Annotated in this window: 17 protein-coding genes; 11 read left to right on the top strand and 6 right to left on the bottom strand. The window is 67.1% G+C overall.

The genetic code is table 11. The features are described from left to right. The first annotated feature begins 124 nt into the window (after positions 1–124). The 7 genes from AVKW3434_RS23780 to AVKW3434_RS23750 all read left to right on the top strand — a co-directional run bounded on the left by AVKW3434_RS23780 (position 125) and on the right by AVKW3434_RS23750 (position 5,992). Positions 125–322, top strand: coding sequence for a heavy-metal-associated domain-containing protein (locus AVKW3434_RS23780; RefSeq protein WP_272566301.1), 198 nt, complete (start codon positions 125–127; stop codon positions 320–322). Then, positions 319–750, top strand: a complete 432-nt coding sequence (gene cueR / locus AVKW3434_RS23775) for a Cu(I)-responsive transcriptional regulator (protein WP_284407806.1) — start codon at positions 319–321, stop codon at positions 748–750. The genes AVKW3434_RS23780 and cueR overlap by 4 nt, the downstream gene beginning before the upstream one ends. Before the next feature lie 254 nt (positions 751–1,004). Continuing rightward, the gene (locus AVKW3434_RS23770) at positions 1,005–2,678 is read left to right on the top strand and encodes an RNA/DNA-binding domain-containing protein (protein WP_284407805.1); all 1,674 of its coding nucleotides are present in this window, start codon (positions 1,005–1,007) and stop codon (positions 2,676–2,678) included. 184 nt (positions 2,679–2,862) lie between these two features. Further along, a complete protein-coding gene (locus tag AVKW3434_RS23765) occupies positions 2,863–3,666 on the top strand; it encodes an enoyl-CoA hydratase/isomerase family protein (protein WP_284407804.1) in 804 nt (267 codons plus the stop codon). Positions 3,667–3,838: 172 nt separating this feature from the next. Then, positions 3,839–5,026, top strand: coding sequence for an acetyl-CoA C-acyltransferase family protein (locus AVKW3434_RS23760; RefSeq protein ID WP_284407803.1), 1,188 nt, complete (start codon positions 3,839–3,841; stop codon positions 5,024–5,026). A gap of 100 nt (positions 5,027–5,126) precedes the next feature. Next, positions 5,127–5,495, top strand: a complete 369-nt coding sequence (locus AVKW3434_RS23755) for a BPSL0067 family protein (RefSeq protein ID WP_284407802.1) — start codon at positions 5,127–5,129, stop codon at positions 5,493–5,495. Between the two features lie 209 nt (positions 5,496–5,704). Next, positions 5,705–5,992 carry an STY0301 family protein gene (locus AVKW3434_RS23750; RefSeq protein WP_284407801.1) on the top strand — a complete coding sequence of 96 codons (288 nt, stop codon included), beginning with the start codon at positions 5,705–5,707 and terminating at the stop codon, positions 5,990–5,992. 45 nt (positions 5,993–6,037) lie between these two features. On the opposite strand, the gene AVKW3434_RS23745 is transcribed toward AVKW3434_RS23750, so the two are convergent. Continuing rightward, positions 6,038–6,286 (bottom strand): DUF3297 family protein, encoded by a 249-nt coding sequence (locus tag AVKW3434_RS23745; protein WP_284397321.1) that lies wholly within the window; start codon positions 6,284–6,286, stop codon positions 6,038–6,040. A 30-nt stretch (positions 6,287–6,316) separates the two neighbouring features. On the opposite strand from AVKW3434_RS23745, the gene AVKW3434_RS23740 reads away from it, so the two are divergent. After that, positions 6,317–6,721 (top strand): STM2901 family protein, encoded by a 405-nt coding sequence (locus tag AVKW3434_RS23740; RefSeq protein WP_284407800.1) that lies wholly within the window; start codon positions 6,317–6,319, stop codon positions 6,719–6,721. Continuing rightward, positions 6,715–7,089, top strand: a complete 375-nt coding sequence (locus tag AVKW3434_RS23735; protein WP_284407799.1) for a DUF1493 family protein — start codon at positions 6,715–6,717, stop codon at positions 7,087–7,089. The genes AVKW3434_RS23740 and AVKW3434_RS23735 overlap by 7 nt, the downstream gene beginning before the upstream one ends. An 83-nt stretch (positions 7,090–7,172) precedes the next feature. Here AVKW3434_RS23735 and AVKW3434_RS23730 read toward each other — a convergent pair whose 3' ends face one another. From AVKW3434_RS23730 to AVKW3434_RS23715, 4 genes are all read right to left on the bottom strand, one after another. Continuing rightward, on the bottom strand, positions 7,173–8,426 hold the full coding sequence (locus tag AVKW3434_RS23730; protein WP_284407798.1) for a spore maturation protein: 1,254 nt from the start codon (positions 8,424–8,426) through the stop codon (positions 7,173–7,175). A gap of 84 nt (positions 8,427–8,510) precedes the next feature. Continuing rightward, positions 8,511–9,002, bottom strand: coding sequence for a DUF2214 domain-containing protein (locus AVKW3434_RS23725; RefSeq protein ID WP_284407797.1), 492 nt, complete (start codon positions 9,000–9,002; stop codon positions 8,511–8,513). 8 nt (positions 9,003–9,010) lie between these two features. Then, a complete protein-coding gene (locus AVKW3434_RS23720) occupies positions 9,011–9,403 on the bottom strand; it encodes a DUF6152 family protein (RefSeq protein ID WP_284407796.1) in 393 nt (130 codons plus the stop codon). 185 nt (positions 9,404–9,588) lie between these two features. Continuing rightward, positions 9,589–10,593, bottom strand: a complete 1,005-nt coding sequence (locus AVKW3434_RS23715; RefSeq protein WP_284407795.1) for a recombination-associated protein RdgC — start codon at positions 10,591–10,593, stop codon at positions 9,589–9,591. A gap of 366 nt (positions 10,594–10,959) precedes the next feature. Between AVKW3434_RS23715 and AVKW3434_RS23710 the strand changes: the two genes are divergently transcribed. Both AVKW3434_RS23710 and AVKW3434_RS23705 read left to right on the top strand, forming a co-directional pair. Further along, complete coding sequence (locus AVKW3434_RS23710; protein ID WP_284397335.1) at positions 10,960–11,547, top strand: Spy/CpxP family protein refolding chaperone; 588 nt, start codon at positions 10,960–10,962, stop codon at positions 11,545–11,547. Positions 11,548–11,721: 174 nt separating this feature from the next. Next, a complete protein-coding gene (locus AVKW3434_RS23705) occupies positions 11,722–12,303 on the top strand; it encodes an acyloxyacyl hydrolase (RefSeq protein WP_284407794.1) in 582 nt (193 codons plus the stop codon). A gap of 963 nt (positions 12,304–13,266) precedes the next feature. On the opposite strand, the gene AVKW3434_RS23700 is transcribed toward AVKW3434_RS23705, so the two are convergent. Continuing rightward, positions 13,267–17,769: an EAL domain-containing protein gene (locus AVKW3434_RS23700; protein WP_284407793.1), complete on the bottom strand. Its 4,503-nt coding sequence runs from the start codon at positions 17,767–17,769 to the stop codon at positions 13,267–13,269. Between the last annotated feature and the right edge of the window lie 42 nt (positions 17,770–17,811).

Raw genomic sequence — 17,811 nt, 5'->3', positions numbered from 1 at the left:
CTTGACGCGATGGCAAGGTCAAGCGCCCCGCGGAAAGCACGGGGCCGCTTGACTCTGCCACCATGTCAGGGTTCATGATGCTGGCACCCATTGTTCTTCCACCCTTTCCCGAACGGAGCACCCCATGCAACACCATCTCCAAGTCACCGGCATGACCTGCGGCCACTGCGAACGCGCCGTCGTCCACGCCGTCCGCCAGGTCGATCCCGACGCCACCGTGCAGGTGGATCTGGCCCAGGGCAAGGTAGTGGTCGAGAGCGACCGGGCGCGCGACGCGCTGGCCGCCGCGATCACCGAAGAGGGCTACACGGTCGCCGCATGAGCGCCACGGCCGCACCGCAGGGCGGGCCGGTGCCCATCGGCACCGCGGCCGAGCGGGCCGGGGTCTCGCCGCGCATGGTGCGCCACTACGAGGCCCTGGGCCTGCTGGCCGGCGTGGCGCGCACCGGCAGCGGCTACCGCCAGTACACCGAGGCCGACGTGCACACCCTGCGCTTCATCCGCCGCAGCCGCGACCTGGGGTTCTCGATGCAGGAGATCGCCACCCTGCTCGGCCTGTGGCAGGACAAGCGCCGCGCCAGCGCCCACGTCAAGCAGATCGCCCAAGCCCACATCGACGATCTGGCCCAGCGCATCGCCGCCATGCAGGCCATGCAGCGCACGCTGCAGTCGCTGGTGGGCTGCTGCCAGGGGGACGAGCGGCCGGACTGCCCGATCCTGGACGATCTGGCAGGTCCAACTGCAAGTTAGCTCATCTTTTGATAGCTAACTGCGCTAGGTGGATATGCGCTGAAGGCAAAACCAGGCCGAATTTTTTAGGAGCACGCAACGGCATCCCGTGGCAGACTTGCCACTTTGCTTGCAACGCCCCGCGCGCAGTCCGATGCTCACCGGTGAATGGAGGAACAAGGTCGATCCGGTGGAACGTCCTCAATCCGCAGGCATCACTCGAGGCACGCCAATGCCACTGAAATCTTCAGCCTCACCGCACCCCATCCACTGCCATGCCCACTTCCGTCGCCCAGCTTGAACAATGGTTGCTTGAACCCGAAGGCCAGCGCCTGGAGTTCAAAGAGGCCAAGCAGCGCTACGATTTTGAAAAGCTGCTCAAGTACTGCGTGGCCCTGGCCAACGAAGGCGGCGGCACCATGGTTCTGGGCGTGACGGACAAGCGGCCTCGGCGCATCGTCGGTTCGCTGGCCTTTGATGCGCCAGAGCGCACGGAGGCGGGCTTGCACCAGCGGCTAGGACATCGCATCCCGGTCGAAGAGCTCCGTCTGCCTGAGGGACGGGTGGTGATCGTGCATGTCCCTGCCCGGCTACCGGGCACGGCGTGGGAGATCGACGGCCAATACTTCAAACGCGCAGGCGACGACCTCGCAGCATTGAGCAGCCAGGAACTGCGCGACATCTTTGCCGAGACTGGCCCGGACTTTTCTGCCCAGCCCTGTCCTGGCGCCACGCTGGCGGATCTGGACTCTGAATCCATAGCGCTCTTTCGCGAGCGCTGGGCGCGCAAGAGCGGCGACATCCGCAGGCACGACTTGAGTGACCAGCAAACCCTGCGCGATGCCGAGCTGTTGGTGGATGGCGACCGTGTGAGCTATGCGGCGCTCATCCTGTTTGGCACGCGCGCGGGCCTTACACGGTGGCTGGCCCAGGCTGAGCTGGTGTTTGAATACCGCTCATCCGAAGCCGCTGGCCCGGCTGCGGACAGGGAGGAATACCGCGCAGGCTTTTTTGCTTGGCAAGACGCACTATGGAAAAAGATCAACCTGCGCAACGACCGCCAAAGCTACCAGGATGACTTCTTTCGCATGGACCTGCCCACCTTCGCTGAAGTGCCGGTGCGTGAAGCCATTTTGAACGCGGTCGCCCACCGCGACTACAGGTTGGGTGGATCGATCTTCATCCGGCAGTTTGCCAAACGCCTGGAAGTAGTGAGTCCTGGCGGTCTGCCTCCAGGCATTACTCCGGAAAACATCATCGATCAGCAATACCCACGCAATCGCCGCTTGGCAGAAGCCTTGGGACGTTGCGGCCTGATCGAGCGCTCTGGACAAGGTCTGAACCTGATGATGGAAAGCGCCGTGCGCCAGGGCAAGCCGCTGCCTAGCTTTGCGGGCACGGCCACGCATGAAGTTCGGCTGACGCTGGAGGGCGGAGTGCGCAACCCGGCGTTTGTGCGGTTCATGGAGCGGCTGGGCGAAGAGACGCTGCGCGGTTTTTCAACGCTGGACTATCTGGCACTCGAGAGGTTGGAACAAGGCCGTTCGCTCACCCCCGAAATTCAGGAGCGCCTGCCCGCGCTGGCAGAGGTCGGCGCGGTGGAAATGATGGGCCGTGGCAAAACCGCGAAATACATGCTGGCTGCCGCCTTGTATGCGACGCTGGGAAACAAAGGCACCTATACCCGCAAGCGGGGCCTGGATCACGGCACCAACAAGGCCCTGTTGCTGCAACACCTCAAAGACCAGGGGGAAGCGGGTGCACCGCTCAGCGAGTTCCGCCAAGTGTTGCCGTCGCTGCCCATGAAGGCAGTGCAGAAACTGCTCGACGAGTTACGCAATGAGGGTTTGATCGGTGTTGTTGGCCAGCGGCGGTGGGCCCGCTGGTATCTTGCAGATACGTCGGTCTTTAAGCCAACAGGCGATAAAAAAGTTAAAGCAGCCCTTTGACCGATCAGGCATTTCATATAAATCAACGACTTATAAAACCCGACATCTGTTGAGAAGACACGATAGCGGGTTAAACAACGCATGCCCATGCTGGAGAAAGCATGGCAACTTGGTCGCTTTCGCAGCAAAACCAAGGTGGTTTTGCTTGCTCACGAAGCAGGCTCACCTTGCACAGGAGACAACGATGCCGCAGCCACCCACACCCGACGCCGCCAGCCCGCCCCTCGTTTTCCACCGCGAAGGCCCGATCGCCACGCTGCAGTTCAACCGCCCCACCACGCTCAACGCCATCGACGTGCCCATGGCCCAGGCCCTGTGCGCGGCCGCGCGCAGCATCGCGGCCGATCCCGGCGTGCGGGCCGTGGTGCTGTGCGGCGCGGGCAAGGGCTTCATGGCCGGGGGCGATCTGGCCACCTTGCGCGAAGACCCTGTCCAGGGCGCCGCCGACCTGCTGGACCCGCTCAACGAGGCCGCCACCCTGCTCGCGAACATCGACGCGCCCGTCATCGCCAAGGTGCACGGCGTGGCCGCCGGGGCCGGGATGAGCCTGATGCTCCTGGCCGACTTCATCCTCGCCGCCGAGGGCACGCGCTTCAATCTGGCCTACATCAACCTGGGCACCAGCTGCGACGTGGGCGCCTCGTGGGCCCTGCCGCGCCAGGTGGGCCTGCGCCGCGCGCTGGAGATCGCCCTGCTCGGCGACACGCTCACCAGCGCCGATGCCGAGCGCCTGGGCCTGGTCAACCGGGTGGTGCCCGCCGACCAGCTCGATGCGGCGGTGGACGCACTCGCCGAGCGCCTGGCGGCCGGCCCCACGGTCGCGCTGGGCCACATGCGCCGGCTGATGCGCGCCTCGTTCGACCGCGACCTGCCCGCGCAACTGGAGGCGGAAACCCGCGCCTTCGGCGACTGCGCGCGCACGGCCGACCTGGCCGCGGGCATCGCCGCCTTCTACGCCAAGGAGAAGCCGCGCTTCGAAGGGCGATAGGCAAACCTGCGCGGCAGGGCACGACACGGCAGCGGCGGCTGACGCCCACACGCCTGCCCTGCCGGCCGCCCGGCCCTACCATTCCGTCCGATCCGCAGCGCAGCGCACCGTGCGGCACCTGATTTTCAGCACCTGTCCGTTCATTCATTCATTCCTTGAGGAGACCCCTGCCATGAACCACCGCGACGTCTTCATCGTCGGCACCGCCCGCACCGCCATCGGCACCTTCGGCGGCACGCTCAAGGACGTGCCCAACAGCCAGCTGGCCACCACGGTCACGCGCGCCGCCATCGAACGCAGCGGCCTCGCACCCGACACCGTGGGCCACGTGGTCATGGGCAACGTCATCCCGACCGACACCAAGGACGCCTACCTGGCCCGCGTGGCCGCCATCGATGCGGGCTGCCCCATCGAGACGCCGGCCTTCAACGTCAACCGCCTGTGCGGCTCCGGCCTGCAGGCCATCGTGTCGGCCGCGCAGGCCATCGTGCTGGGCGACTGCGACGTGGCCATCGGCGGCGGCAGCGAATCCATGAGCCGCGGCCCGTACTTCGACACCGCCGCGCGCTACGGCCAGCGCATGGGCGACGCCAAGAGCATCGACTACATGCTGGGCATCCTGCACGACCCCTGGCAGAAGATGCACATGGGCATCACCGCCGAGAACGTGGCCGAGCGCTACCGCATCAGCCGCGACATGCAGGACGAACTGGCCGCCGCCAGCCAGCACCGCGCCGCCGCGGCCATCGCCGCCGGGCACTTCAAGGCGCAGATCGTTCCGGTCGAGATCGCCACGCGCAAGGGCACCGTGCTGTTCGACACCGATGAGCACGTGCGCGGCAACACCACGCTCGACGTGCTGGCCGGCATGAAGCCCGCGTTCAAGAAGGATGGCGGCAGCGTCACCGCCGGCAATGCCTCGGGCATCAACGACGGCGCGGCCGCCGTGGTGCTGGTGGCCGGCGACCGCGTGGCCGCGCTGAACGCCAAGCCGCTAGCCCGCCTGGTCGGCTACGCGCACGCGGGCGTGGACCCGGCCTACATGGGCATCGGCCCCGTGCCCGCCACGCGCCAGGTGCTGCAGCGCACGGGCCTGAAGATCGAGGACATGGACGTCATCGAGGCCAACGAGGCCTTCGCCGCCCAGGCCTGCGCCGTCATCCAGGAACTCGGCCTGGACCCCGCCAAGGTCAACCCCAACGGCTCGGGCATCTCCCTGGGCCACCCCGTGGGCGCCACTGGCGCGATCATCACGACCAAGGCCGTCGCCGAGCTGCACCGCACCGGCGGGCGCTACGCGCTGGTCACGATGTGCATCGGCGGCGGGCAGGGCATCGCGGCCATCTTCGAGCGGGTTTGATTGCAACCGTTGGAAATAGCTGCGGAAAGCTACAGGATCCCTTTTAAGATCCTCTCTTTTATGTGATGACAAAAACGATGCCTTATATCTACCAAGTGTCTTGTCGCTTCAGAACACCGACAAGGTTGGCAGCAAGCATTGCGTGGCGCTACTTCAGTATTATGCGAACGTGCCACACACCAGCATTTGGAAGAAAGGTGAAACGGTATTTGGTAATGCCAATATCAAGCAAGGCACAGCCATCGCCACATTCAACAGCAAGGGCCACTACGGCAGCCTGCCCACGGGCAATCATGCGGCGTTCTTCATCTCCCAGGATGCTGGTGGCATCTGGATCATGGATCAATGGTTGAGCGATGTGAAAAAGCCCAAGGTGTCAAAACGCTACTTGACTCCCAAGCCCCAAAGCAAAAATGGAGTCTTCACTGACGCCAGCAATAACGCCGCGGCGTATTCCGTAATCGAATGACGACGACAACGATGGGATTTCTATGACGCCAGCCTGCCTCCTACGCCGCTCACCCGGCTGGTCCACGGCTTTTGCCGTGGTCATTTTCGCGGTAACAGGTATGCCAAATACAGCTGTAGCTGCTTCTACCACGCTGGAATGTCCCCCCTACAGTACAGCTCAACGAGCCACGGGCCTCTGCATCCAGCCTGCCCGCAGGCGCGGAAATCGTGCTGGACGCGAATCCCCTGCGGCTGACCGGCTACAACGTCTTCGATGGCCCTCTCATTCGTGAGGCGGCGTTGATGCCACAGTCAGATAAGCCCGGCAAAGGCGGCTCTACCGCCGTATGGACTTTCGAAGGAGATTACTCACAGGGCAAGTTCCTTTCCTGCGACTATGCTGGCGGCGTGGTGCGAATGGCGCAGCGCGTGGATGACGCGGTGAAGCGCTGTACGGTTGTATCGCGCAAGTCGGGCAAGCCGGCAGTGCTACAGGTACGTTTTCAATGCGAGTGACGCCGGGACCGCCGGTCCAGACAATCCGCCTTCTCGGCGGATTTTTTATTTGTAGAACGCTTCCACCGCGCCCTTGAGCGTGATCATCAGCGGCCGGCCCTTGCGGTCCACCGTCTTGCCCGCAGGCACCTTCACCCACCCCCCGCTCACGCAGTACTCCTCCACGTCGAAGCGCTCCTTGCCATTGAAGCGGATGCCGATGTCGTGCTCGAACACGGCGGCGACATGGTGCGGGCTGCGCGGGTCGATGGAGAGGTGGTCGGGCAGGTCGGGGCGTTGCGGAGCGTCGGTCATCAATTTTCTCTTCTGAAAACAAAATCAACAATGGAGAGCGAAATAATCGGATGGGAATTATTCCTGTGGATAGCCATCGACCAGACACTGGATCAACTGGGCGGGGTCGATATCGCCGCTGCAGCGGCCATCCTTCCAGGGCAGCCATTCCTGCCGACACGCGGTAAATTCGCAGGAGCGACCCGAGGAACATCGATCGCTTCGGTGGTATCGAGAAAAATACTGCAGCAGCGAATGCCCTTTGCTTTGCCGACCCTCACGGGGGCCAGCTTGAGAACGCTCAGACTGACTTTCACCAGGAGCCTCGGTGCCTTCGTGGGGCGCCTGGTTCCTGGCGTCGGCTGGACCGTGCTGGCATACGATGTTTTCCAGATCATCAACCAGTCGATCACGAAGTACAACGCCCTCGCGAAGAAAGAAGACCGCCTATGGTAGCCGCCGCCCCTTCCGACTTATGGAAAGACCTGGTTCAGCTGGCATCGTCTGTCGATTCCGTGGGATTAAGGAAGCTGGGAAAGCAAATCGATTACACGCCCCATACCGATCTGGTCAAAGACCTGGGCCTGACCGGCGATGACGCCTTTCATTTCATGGAAAATTTTGCTTCCAGGTTCCATGTGGCCCCAGGCGATTACCGGCCATCCGACTATTTCGGCGCAGAAGGTCTCTGGCTGCTTTCCCCTTTCAAGAAAAGCAAGCGCACCCGACCCATTACCCTGGGCATGCTCCTCCTGGCAGCAAAGGCAGGCGTGTGGGATGCACAAAGGCTTCAACAGGCGCATGAGCAAAAACAGTACGGCTGACTCGCGATCGCAAGATCGCGCAGGTGATTGATCGGCCGGTGCCCGTGGTCGTCTGGGCCCTGCCCAGCCGGGGTCAACCCCCCTCACCGCAGCATCGCGTACCCCACCCCGATCGCCGCCGCCAGCCCCACCGCATCCGCCACCAGCGCGCACGCCAGCGCATGGCGTGCATGCCGGATGCCCACGCTGCCGAAGTACACCGCCAGCACGTAGAAGGTGGTTTCCGTCGATCCCTGCACGATGGCGGCCAGGCGGCCGGCGAAGGAATCGACGCCGTGCGTCTGCATGACGTCGATCATCAGGCCCCGCGCGCCGGCGCCGGAGAGCACCTTCATCAGCCCCACGGGCAGGGCCGGCAGGAACGCGGTGTCCCAGCCCATCGCCGCCACGCCCGCGCCGATGGCGCCCAGCAGCGCGTCCATGCAGCCGGCCGCGCGGAAGACGCCGATGGCCGCGAGGATGGCGATGAGGTAGGGCACGATCTGCACCGCCACGCCGAAGCCTTCCTTGGCGCCTTCGATGAAGGCGTCGTAGACGTTCACGCGCCGCACGGCGCCCGCCAGCACGAAGAGCATGACCACGCTCAGGATGACCGCGGCCCCGGTGGTGCCGGCGATGCGCGCGGCCTGCTCGGCCGGCAACCGGGCCAGCGCGGTGACGGCCGCTGCCAGCAGCCCGGCCACGGCCAGCACGGGCAGCAGAAAGCGCGCGCGCCACAGGGGCAGGCGCTGGCACATGGCCACGGCCAGCACACCCGCCAGCAGCGACGCGAAGGTGACCAGCAGCGTCGGCAAAAAGATGTCCGCCGCGTTGAAGCCCGCGCCCAACCCCTGCTTCAGGGCCAGGCTCTGGCGGATGGCGATGACCGAAGTGGGAATGAGCGTGAGCCCCGCGGTGTTCATCACCACGAACATGATCTGCGCGTTGCTGGCGGTGTCGGGCGGGCCGGGGTTGAGGGTCTGCAGCTCGCGCATGGCCGTGAGGCCGAGCGGTGTGGCGGCGTTGTCCAGGCCCAGCAGGTTGGCCGAGAGGTTCATGGTCATCGCGCCCTGCGCCGGGTGGCCGTCGGGCACCCCAGGGAACAGCCGGCGCAGCAGCGGCGCGGCGGCGCGGGCGAGCAGTTCGATCATGCCGGCGCGCTCGCCCACGCGCAGCAGGCCCAGCCACAGCGCCATCACGCCGGCCAGGCCCAGCGAGATCTCGAAGCCCGAGCGGGCCGCATCGAACAGCGCGGCCAGCAGGGCCTGGAAGATGCCGTCCGCGCCCAGCAGCCAGCGCACGACGGCGGTGGCGAACGCCACGGTGAAGAACCCGATCCAGACCCAGTTGAGCGCCATGGCCGGGATGGTAGCCGCATGGACCCTGAGAACCTGTTCAATGTCTTTCTGGAAATCGCGTTGGCGCTCAATCGCCCGGCGTTCTCAGAGAAATCCGATCCAGCGCCCCGCCAGCACGGCCCCCAGCCACAGCGCGAGCGACACCGCGGCCTGCATGCGCACCCAGCCGCCGGCCTGCCCTTCGCGCAGGGCGCGCGCCCAGTGCCCGCCGGCATGCAGCGCCAGCGCATTCAGCAGCGCCAGCCCGATGACCGCCACCTTCACCAGGAACGCCGGATTGGCCAGGTAGTCGGCCGGCCGTGTGGCGAACAGCCACAGCCCGGTGACCAGGGCCAGCGCGATCCCCGCCGCCGCCCCGCGCGACAGGAACGGACCCAGCAGCGCCAGGGGAATGCGCCGGCCGACGGCGCCCCACAGGCGCAGGTCCAGCAGCACGGCGGCGCCCACGCCCAGGCCCAGCACGGCGATGTGCAGGGCGTTGACCACCAGGTAGGCCGTGCCGGACTGGCGCAGCCACGCGGCCGGGGCGGACGCGGCCAGGGTGTCCAGCAGGGGCGCGAGCCCGGCGAAATCCATGGGGCCTTCTAGCGTTTGGGGCTCTGGATGCGCTCGGGGTAGAGGTCGTAGGTCTTGCCGCCGACCTGGATCTGCACGGCCTTCATGCGCCGCTGGGAAGTGTCCCGGTCACGGTTGCCGATGGCGGTGATGGCATCGCCCGGCTTGGCGGAGGCCTCGGTGAAACCGGAGCGCTCGGTCTGCGACGGATTGCCCAGTTCCACGCGCCAGAGGGCGCCTTCGACGGTCTTGACCTCCAGCGTCGGGTGGGGCGGCGCGATCTGCACGCGCTGCACGGTGCCGGCCAGCTCGGACTGGGCTTCTTCCGCCCAGGACCAGCCGTGGTGCGCCTGCGCGGGGCCGGCGCACAGGGCCGCCAGGGCGACGGCGGTGCTGACAACGGAACGGGTGATGACGGTCATCGGATACCTCCAGGCAACGGTTTTCACGGGACGTGGGGAATGCGCCGGTCGGCCATCGGTCCAGGCCGGCCCTGCCGCGACAGCCATCGTGCACGCAGCGGGGCGCATCGCCAAACGATGGCCCCACGGCGATGGGGGTTCGCGCCCGCGCGGCGGCGCGCTGTCCCGGGCCGCGGTCCCGCGGGTCAGAACGGTGCGTCGTCGTCTTCGGCACCATCGGCCGCCACGGCAGCAGGGCTGCTCGAAGGCGCAGGGGTGGCAGGGTCGGCCGCCGGTGCTGCCGGGGGCGTGCCGCCCAGTTCGGTGCGGCCTTCGCCACCCAGCGCCTCGATCAGGTCGGGAATCAACTTGCTGAGTTCGCCCGTGGCGATGGCCACGTCGGTGTCGAAGCCGCCGTCATCGGCCTTGGTGCCTTCGAACACCGTGTCCAGGAACGATATCTTGCGCACCTGCAGGCCTTCGCTCAGCAAAAAGGACACGCGGTCGTCCCAGGTCATCGCGAGCTTGGTGGGCAGCTTACCGGCGGCGATGTGCTCGCGCACCTCGTCGATGTCGAGCGGATGGCGGGCATAGCGCACCACGGCCTTGGCCTCGTCGGCGCTCTTGAGCTCGCACTCGCGGTCCACGCTGAAGCCCACGGGCGGCTCCTGCGTGCTGAGCCAGTGCGACATAGCGGCCTGGGGCGAGGTCTGCGTATCGAGCAGCGCCACCGACAGGCCGGGCAGCGCCTCGACCAGCAGCGTGACGACCTCGTCGGCCCGCGACTGGCTGCTGGTGTCCAGCACCAGCCAGTGGGCCTGCGGGTCGATCCACACCCACATCGATCCCTGCTTGGTGAAGGCCATGGGCAGCAGGTCGAGCTTGGCCTCGTCCTTGAGCTCCTTGGCTTCCTTCTTGCCGGGCTTGCGGCCGGTTTCCTGCTCGATGCGCGCGGCCTTTTCCTTGACCTTGCGGTTGAGCACCGAGCCGGGCAGCATCTTGGACTCGACCATGAAGCGCAGCACCCACTGCCCGCCCACGGATTCGGCCATGGGGCCGTGCGCGTCGCCCCGCGGCGGCACCCAGCCCAGCGATTTTTCCTGCGTGGCGCCGCACTCCACGAACGGCGTCTTGGCCAGCGCCTCCTCCACCTGCGGCAGGTCCACCTGCCACTGCGGCGCGATGCGGTACACGATCATGTTCTTGAACACGGAAATCCTTCAGCTCTGACGTTCATTGGCACACCCTGGGGCGCACGCCCGGGGGCGCGGCGCGGTGCAGCGGGGTGCCATTGTCGGGGGTGCGGTCGGCGCCGGGCCCGCGGCCTAGCGTGGCGTTCACCGGCATGGCACCCCATTTGCTATGGATTCAATAGCTGCACAGGCAATCGATACGCCGGCATGGGGCCATTCCCATCCCCCGTTGCACGGACAGGGCAACCAACCCTTGTCACAACTTTACACAGCCACACGAACGCCTCACGCCGGCGTTACACAGGGGGAAGACACTGGCTCTCAACCGCTGCAACGGTCGTTGCGGCGGACCCACTCGCCCCCTGGGGCAAGAAAGGAACCACCATGTCCATCTTCTTCCAACGACGCATCGCCGGCGCTGCCGCCGCCACCGCCCTGCTGGCCGCCCTGGCCGCACCCGCCTTCGCGCAGACCCCTCCCCCCGCCCCGTCCGCTCCGCCCGCCGCCGGCCCGTCGCAGGACGGCCCGCGCCACCGCATGCCCAGCCCCGAGCAGCGCAAGGCGCACATGGAGCAGCGCGCCAACGCCCTGCAGCAAAAGCTGCAGCTCACCCCGGCCCAGCAGCCCGCCTGGGACACCTTCAAGGCCGCGATGCAGCCGCAGGAGCGCGGCGCGCGGCTCGACCCCAAGGGCCTCGACCAGCTGACCACGCCCGAGCGCATCGACCGCATGCGGGCCATGCGTGCCCAGCACAGCGCGGAGGCCGACCGCCGCGACGAAGCCACCAAGGCGTTCTACGCCACGCTGACCCCGGCGCAGCAAAAGACCTTCGACCAGGAAAGCCGCCGCATGCACCGCCACCCCGGCATGGGCGGCCCGCGCGATGGTGAGCGCGGCAAGGACGGACGCCACGGCGGCCCGCGCGGCGAACGCCCGGCCGTGCCGCCGGTGCCCGCACCTGCGCCGCAGTAAGCGATCGGTCCGGGGGGTTTGCGCACAGTCTGGACATCCCTGCATACCCCCCGGTCAGATCCCGACCGATCAGTACGGTTGAGGCGACTGCCTACAACGCACCCCCCGATGGGCGGCATACAGTGGGTTACACACGTTGTGCAAACCCACAGTCATTCCATCGAGGGAATTTCCATGCCGATCACCCACCTCCTGCGTTCCCGCGCCCCGCTGCGCGGGAACGCTTTTTTCCTGGCGCTGGCCTGCGTCGCCGGCGCGGGCGCCGTTCACGCCCAGCCTTCGGGCACCAGCCCGTCCGTCTACGTGCAGGGCGGCTGGGCAGAACACCAGACCGATTCCGCCGCCGTGGGCGTGACGCTGCCCTGGAACTGGCAGAGCGAGCTGTGGGGCCATGAAGTGCGCGGCTACTGGGACATTTCCGCCAGCCGCTGGTCGTACAACGGGGTCAACGGCTCGGGCGACCTGACCGTGGTCGGCTTCACGCCCACCTTCCGCCTGCGCCCGGACAACGGCCGCGCCAACTGGTTCTGGGAAGGGGGCGTCGGCATCACTTATGCCGACCGCAAGTACCACACCCCCGACAAGGAGTTCAGCACCCGCTACAACTTCGGCTCCCACCTGGGCGTGGGCTACAGCCTGGGCGCGCAGCGCCAGCACGAGATCGTGCTGCGGGTGCAGCACCTGTCCAACGCGGGCATCAAGAAGCCCAACCCGGGCGAGAACTTCGTGCAGCTGCGCTACGCGTACCACTTCTGATCCCTGCCTGCTTCATCCATGCCAACAAGGGCCCTTCGGGGCCCTTTTTCTTTGGCCGATGCCGATCCGGGGCGCATTGTGGACAAGCCTGGGGACATTTCCAGAGCAACCCATGGGTTATCCACAGAAGGCGCCAATGCGCCGAAGTTGTTGTCGCCCGGCATGCCGGTTCACCCGGTCAGCGCCACAGGGTTTACGGCCATCCAAGTGCTTGGCAGCGTTGAGGAAATCGGCCTTGTCCACAGAAACGGGGCTCCTCTACTACTACTGCTATGTATTGATAGAACCTTTAATGGAATAACAAGGAACCTCCGGGCCGCCGAAAACCGACCGCCGCGCTCCTTGTCCGACGTCACCCGGGCCCGGCGCAAAACGAAGGCATCCCGCCCGCCGTGGGAAAAGAAAAAGGGAAGGGAAAGAAAAAGAAGAAAGGGACGAACCCTCGCCGTCAGATCGACGGGCTGCGCCCGATCCATGGTCGGCAGGTGTCTGACTTGGCATCGCCTGGAAGGGGGCCGCTTTCGCGCCAACGGGTGAAAAAGGGTGGCCACGGGAACAAGCCTGTGGATATTTCCCGCACAACCGGCCACTTGTCCACAGCGAAGGGCGATGCGCCGGTTTTGTCCCCGCCGACGCGACAGCGGGAGCCGGGTACCGCCCACAAGGTTCACGGCATCGCAAGTCCGTTGATCCGCAACGGAAAAACGCAGTTGTCCACAGAGGGAGGCCGTGCTTACTACGACTACTATGGATTGATAAAGACATTAAGGAGAAGACAGAAAAAAACCGTCGCCCGCGGACCGCACCGGATGGCGAGGGGTTCTGGCAGGACGAGACGCGTGTGGCACAGCAAGGCGTCAGAGGCCTTCGGCACGGAGCAGGCAGGGGGAGGGGTACCCGACCGTATGGAAGGCCGCCCAGCCGCCCGGCAGAGGCCTGCCAGAGGCTTTCAGAGGGAAAAGATCAGACGGGCGCGTTCCGCAGGAAGCGCTCGAGCACGTCGGCCGGCAGCGGCCGGCTGAAGAAATAGCCCTGGTACAGCTGGCAGCCCGCCTGGGCCAGGCGGTTGCGCTGGGCGCCGGTCTCGACGCCTTCGGCGATGACGTTCAGGCCCAGGCTGCGCGAGAGCGCGATGATGGTATCCACGATGGCCGCATCATTGGGATCGCTGAGCAGGTCGCGCACGAAGCTCTGGTCGATCTTGAGTTGGTCCAGCGGCATGCGCTTGAGGTAGCTCAGGGAGGAGTAGCCGGTGCCGAAATCGTCCAGCGAGAAACCCACCCCATGGGCGCGCAGCGCCGACATGGTGGCGATGGTGGTCTCCATGTCGTCCACGAAGAGGCTTTCGGTCAGCTCCAGCTTGAGCTGGTCGGCCGGCGCCCCGGTGAACACCAGCGCACGCACCACGTCGTCCACGAAGCCCGCGTGGTGGAACTGGCGCGAGCTCACGTTCACCGCCATGGTGAGGTGCGACAGGGAGGGCTCGTCCTGCCAGCTGGCCAGCAAGGTGCAGGCGGTGTGCAGCACCCAGCGGCCCAGGGGCAGCACGAGGCCGGTTTCCTCGGCCAGCGGGATGAAATCGCCGGGCGGCACCATGCCCCGCTTGGCGTGCGGCCAGCGCACCAGCGCCTCCACCCCGACCACGCGGTTCATCGTGTCCACCTGGGGCTGGTAGTGCAGCAGGAATTCCTCGCGGGCGATCGCCGTGCGCAGGTCGTCTTCCAGTGCGGCCCGGGCCGTCACCACGGCCTGCATGCCGGGGTCGAAAAAGCGCAGGGTGTTGCGGCCGGCGGTCTTGGCCTGGTACATGGCCAGGTCCGCCTGCTTGAGCAGCTCGCCCACGGTGGACTGGCCGTCGGTGAACGGGGCGACGCCGATGCTGGGCGTGCTGCGGTACTGGTAGCCGTCCAGGGCATAGGGGGCGCTCAGCACCGACAGGATCTTCTCGCCCACCACGCGGGCGCTCACGGCCAGCTCGTCGGGCCGGGGGCTGAGCGCCTCGATCATCACCACGAACTCGTCGCCGCCCAGCCGCGCCACGGTATCGACGGTGCGCACGCAGGTGTTCAGGCGCTGCGCCACCTGCTGCAGCAGCAGGTCGCCCTTGTCGTGGCCCAGCGTGTCGTTCAGCGTCTTGAAGTTGTCCAGGTCGATGAACAGCAGCGCCCCGCCCTGGCGCTGGCGCTGCGCCGTGGCCAGGGCCTGGTGCATGCGGTCCATGAGCAGCATGCGGTTGGGCAGGCCGGTGAGCGAGTCGAAGAACGCCAGGCGCTGGATCTCGCGCTCGGTGGCCTTGCGGTGGCCGATGTCGGTGTGGATGGCCAGGATGGATTCGGGCTGGCCGCCCTCGTCGCGCACCAGGGTCCAGCGGCCTTCCACGTCGATCGCATGCCCGTCCTGGTGGAACTGCACGATCTCGCCCGTCCACTCGCCCTGGGCCAGGGTGGTTTCGGTGGCGCGCAGGAATTCGGTGGCGTTCTGGTAGAGCAGCGTGTCGATGGTGCGGCCCAGCACCTGCGCCTGCGACCAGCCGTACATGCGCTCGGCGCCCTGGTTCCAGAACGTGATGCGGTGCTCCAGGTCGCGCACGATGATGGCGTCGCGGGCCTTGTCCAGCAGCGAGGCCTGGCGCCGGATGTGGGCGTCCGATGCCTGGCGGGCCATTTCGGCGGTGGCGCGCGCCGCGAAGATGCGCAAGGTCGAGGAAACCAGCGCCGGCCGCTCCAGCGGCTCGCGGAAGATCACGAAGATCAGCCCGATGGGCCGCCCCTCGGCGTCGCGCAGCTGCTGGCCCACGTAGCTTTGGGCGCCCAGCGCCGCGACGGGTGAGCGCGGGTACAGCTCGCAGACGCCGGATGTGACCACGTATTCCGCCTCGGTCGCCAGCCGCAGGCTGGGCGTGCCCTCCAGCGAATACTCGGCATTGGGCTGCACCACGCCATCCTGCACGCGCGAGAGCGTGATGGCGCGCGGCGGCTGTCCCTCCACCGGCGGCAGCAGCCGCGTCACGCAGCCGGCCTGTGCGCCCAGCGCATCCGCCATGTTGCTGGCCAGCTGCTTGAAGAATTCGGTCCCGGTGCTGGCCGAGATGGCAGCGGCGGCCTTGAGTACCACGCTCTGCAGGCGCTGCTGGTCCTGGCGGGTGCGCAGGCTCTCGATGCCGAAGGCCAGGTCGTTGGCCAGCTGCTGCAGCAGTTCGGTCTCCTCGGAGCCGATCTCCAGCACTTCGGGCGGGTAGAGGTACAGCAGGCCGAACGAGCGCTCGGCGTTGCGCAGCGGCAGGCTGATCACCGAATGCAGGCCTTGCCGCAGCATGCGCTCGGTCCAGCTGGCGAACGTCGGGTCGAGCCGGATGTCGCGCACGATCACCGGGCGGCCGCTGCGCACCGCCAGCCCGGCCGGGCCCTGGCCGCCCGGCTGGTCGGCCGACCAGCTCAGCTGCAGTGTTTCCGCATAGTGGTCGCTGTGGTGGCCGCTCCAGGCCACGGGCTCGATGCTCTGGCGCGCATCGTCGCGCACCATGCCGACCCAGGCCATCCGGTAGCCGCCCACGTCCGTGGCGATGCGGCAGACCTCGCGCAGCAGGTCGGCCTCGGAGGTCGCGCGCACCAGCGATTCGTTGCAGGCGGCCAGCAGCCGCTGGATGCTGCCCACCCGCGCCAGCTCCCGTTCGAGGCGCATGCGCTGCGTGACGTCGGTGGCCAGCACCTGGCGTGCGGGCACGCCGTTGAATTCGATGCCCCCGGCATACACCTCGGTGTCGATCACCGTGCCGTCCTTCTTGCGGTGGCGCCGGTGCACGGCGTCACGCCGGGCATTGTGGGGAATGGTGTGCGCTTCCCGTATGCGGGCTTCGCGGTTGTCCTGGGGCCACAGGTCAGGCGTGGTCATGCACAGCAGTTCCGCCTCGCTGTACCCGTACTGGCGCACCATGGCCCGGTTGACGGCCAGGATGCGCAGGGTGCCCAGCTCGTACACCCACATGGGCTGCGGGTGCGCATCGAACAGCAGGCGGTATTGCTGCTCTGACGCGTGCAGCTGCGCGGCATAGCGCCGCAGCTGCACCACGGCGCCCAGCGACTCGGCCAGGATCTGCACGTGCGCCAGGTGGCGCTGCGAGAACGACGCCAGCGGGTCGCCATTGACCTTGAGCATGCCCACCACCGCGTCGCCCGCGCGCACCGGCGCCGCGATGAAGGCCACCGGCCCCGGCTCGCACAGGGCGGCCGAGGGCATGGCCTGCGCGACGGCCGGCTGGCTGCAGACGGTCTCGCCCGCGTCGATGCGGTGCCACAGCTCGTAGCCTTCCAGCGGGCGCACGTCGTTCAGCGGCACGGCGCGCATGCCGGTGCTGGCCTGCACCCGGGCTTTGTCGCCTTCGCGCATCACCACCATCGCACCGCCGGCATCGGACAGTTCCATCGCGGTGCGGGCCACCAGCTGCAGCACCTCGTCCATGGACAGTTCGAGCGACGAAATCTTCTGCTGCACGCGCACCAGCTCGGCGTGGGTGCGGGCCTCGTCCTTGGCCTGCAGCGCGCTGTCCTTTTGCGCGCTGATGTCGGTCATGCCGCCCACCATGCGGATCGCATGGCCCTCGGCGTCGCGGATCACGAAGCCGCGGTCCTGCACCCAGGCGTAGCTGCCGTCGTAGCGGCGAAAGCGGTATTCCTCGGCCCAGTGCTTGGCCGTGCCCTCGATCGCCGCGTGGATGCTCTCCAGCACCGCGTCGCTGTCTTCCGGGTGCAGGCGCAGCGTCCACGACGTGCTGTCGTGCGGCAGGGTCTGCATGGGCACACCGAACAGCGTCTGCATGCCCTCGTTCCACCACATGGAGTCGTCGTGCAGGTTCCAGTCCCAGATGGCGTCGGCCGTGGCGCGCGCCACCAGGTGAAAGCGCTCGTCGCTGGCGGCCCGCTCGGTGGCCATGCGCGCCTGGTTGCGCTGGCTGCGGCGCAACTCCAGCAGGGCGATGGCCTGCCCGGCCACCGCGCGCAACGATTCGAGCTGGGGTGGTTGCAGCACGCACGGCTCGGTGGACATCACCACCACGGCGCCCAGCACCCATTTCTCCGCGGTGATCAGCGGCATGCAGGCCACGGCGCGCACGCGCGGCCCGGCGATCACCAGCGGATGGCGGCGCAGCGTGGAATGGGCGTGGGTGTCCTGCACCTGCACCACCCGGCCGTCCACCGCCAGGGCGCACAGCGGGTGGGCCGCATCCAGCGACTGCAGTTCGATGCCGGTGCTGGCCTTGAACCACTCGCGCCCCTGGTCGATGAAACCGATCGCCGCCATGGGCATGCCGCACAGGCGGGCGGCCAGCCGGGTCAGCTGATCGAACGCCTCTTCCGCCGGGGTGTCCAGCACTGCGCAGGCGCGCAGCGCCTCCAGGCGTTTGCCCACGGGAGCGGCCTTGGGCGGCACGCTCAGAAGGCCAGCGGACGGGAAAGTGGCCGTTGGCATGGGTCGGTAGGCGACAACACCTGCATGGGATTCGGGCGGATC

It is taken from the genome of Acidovorax sp. SUPP3434, from assembly GCF_030159015.1.
In the GTDB taxonomy this organism is placed as follows: Bacteria; Pseudomonadota; Gammaproteobacteria; order Burkholderiales; family Burkholderiaceae_C; genus Paracidovorax.
The sequence above is the reverse complement of the archived record's forward strand: the minus strand, read 5'-3'. Positions and strand labels throughout refer to the sequence as shown.

Bases quoted from the DNA above. Each gene is read 5' to 3' on its own strand.
- AVKW3434_RS23780 (WP_272566301.1), top strand. From the start codon at position 125: ATGCAACACCATCTCCAAGTCACCGGCATGACCTGCGGCCACTGCGAA.
- cueR (WP_284407806.1), top strand. From the start codon at position 319: ATGAGCGCCACGGCCGCACCGCAGGGCGGGCCGGTGCCCATCGGCACC.
- AVKW3434_RS23770 (WP_284407805.1), top strand. From the start codon at position 1,005: ATGCCCACTTCCGTCGCCCAGCTTGAACAATGGTTGCTTGAACCCGAA.
- AVKW3434_RS23765 (WP_284407804.1), top strand. From the start codon at position 2,863: ATGCCGCAGCCACCCACACCCGACGCCGCCAGCCCGCCCCTCGTTTTC.
- AVKW3434_RS23760 (WP_284407803.1), top strand. From the start codon at position 3,839: ATGAACCACCGCGACGTCTTCATCGTCGGCACCGCCCGCACCGCCATC.
- AVKW3434_RS23745 (WP_284397321.1), bottom strand. From the start codon at position 6,286: ATGACCGACGCTCCGCAACGCCCCGACCTGCCCGACCACCTCTCCATC.
- AVKW3434_RS23740 (WP_284407800.1), top strand. From the start codon at position 6,317: ATGGAGAGCGAAATAATCGGATGGGAATTATTCCTGTGGATAGCCATC.
- AVKW3434_RS23735 (WP_284407799.1), top strand. From the start codon at position 6,715: ATGGTAGCCGCCGCCCCTTCCGACTTATGGAAAGACCTGGTTCAGCTG.
- AVKW3434_RS23730 (WP_284407798.1), bottom strand. From the start codon at position 8,426: ATGGCGCTCAACTGGGTCTGGATCGGGTTCTTCACCGTGGCGTTCGCC.
- AVKW3434_RS23725 (WP_284407797.1), bottom strand. From the start codon at position 9,002: ATGGATTTCGCCGGGCTCGCGCCCCTGCTGGACACCCTGGCCGCGTCC.
- AVKW3434_RS23720 (WP_284407796.1), bottom strand. From the start codon at position 9,403: ATGACCGTCATCACCCGTTCCGTTGTCAGCACCGCCGTCGCCCTGGCG.
- AVKW3434_RS23710 (WP_284397335.1), top strand. From the start codon at position 10,960: ATGTCCATCTTCTTCCAACGACGCATCGCCGGCGCTGCCGCCGCCACC.
- AVKW3434_RS23705 (WP_284407794.1), top strand. From the start codon at position 11,722: ATGCCGATCACCCACCTCCTGCGTTCCCGCGCCCCGCTGCGCGGGAAC.
- AVKW3434_RS23700 (WP_284407793.1), bottom strand. From the start codon at position 17,769: ATGCCAACGGCCACTTTCCCGTCCGCTGGCCTTCTGAGCGTGCCGCCC.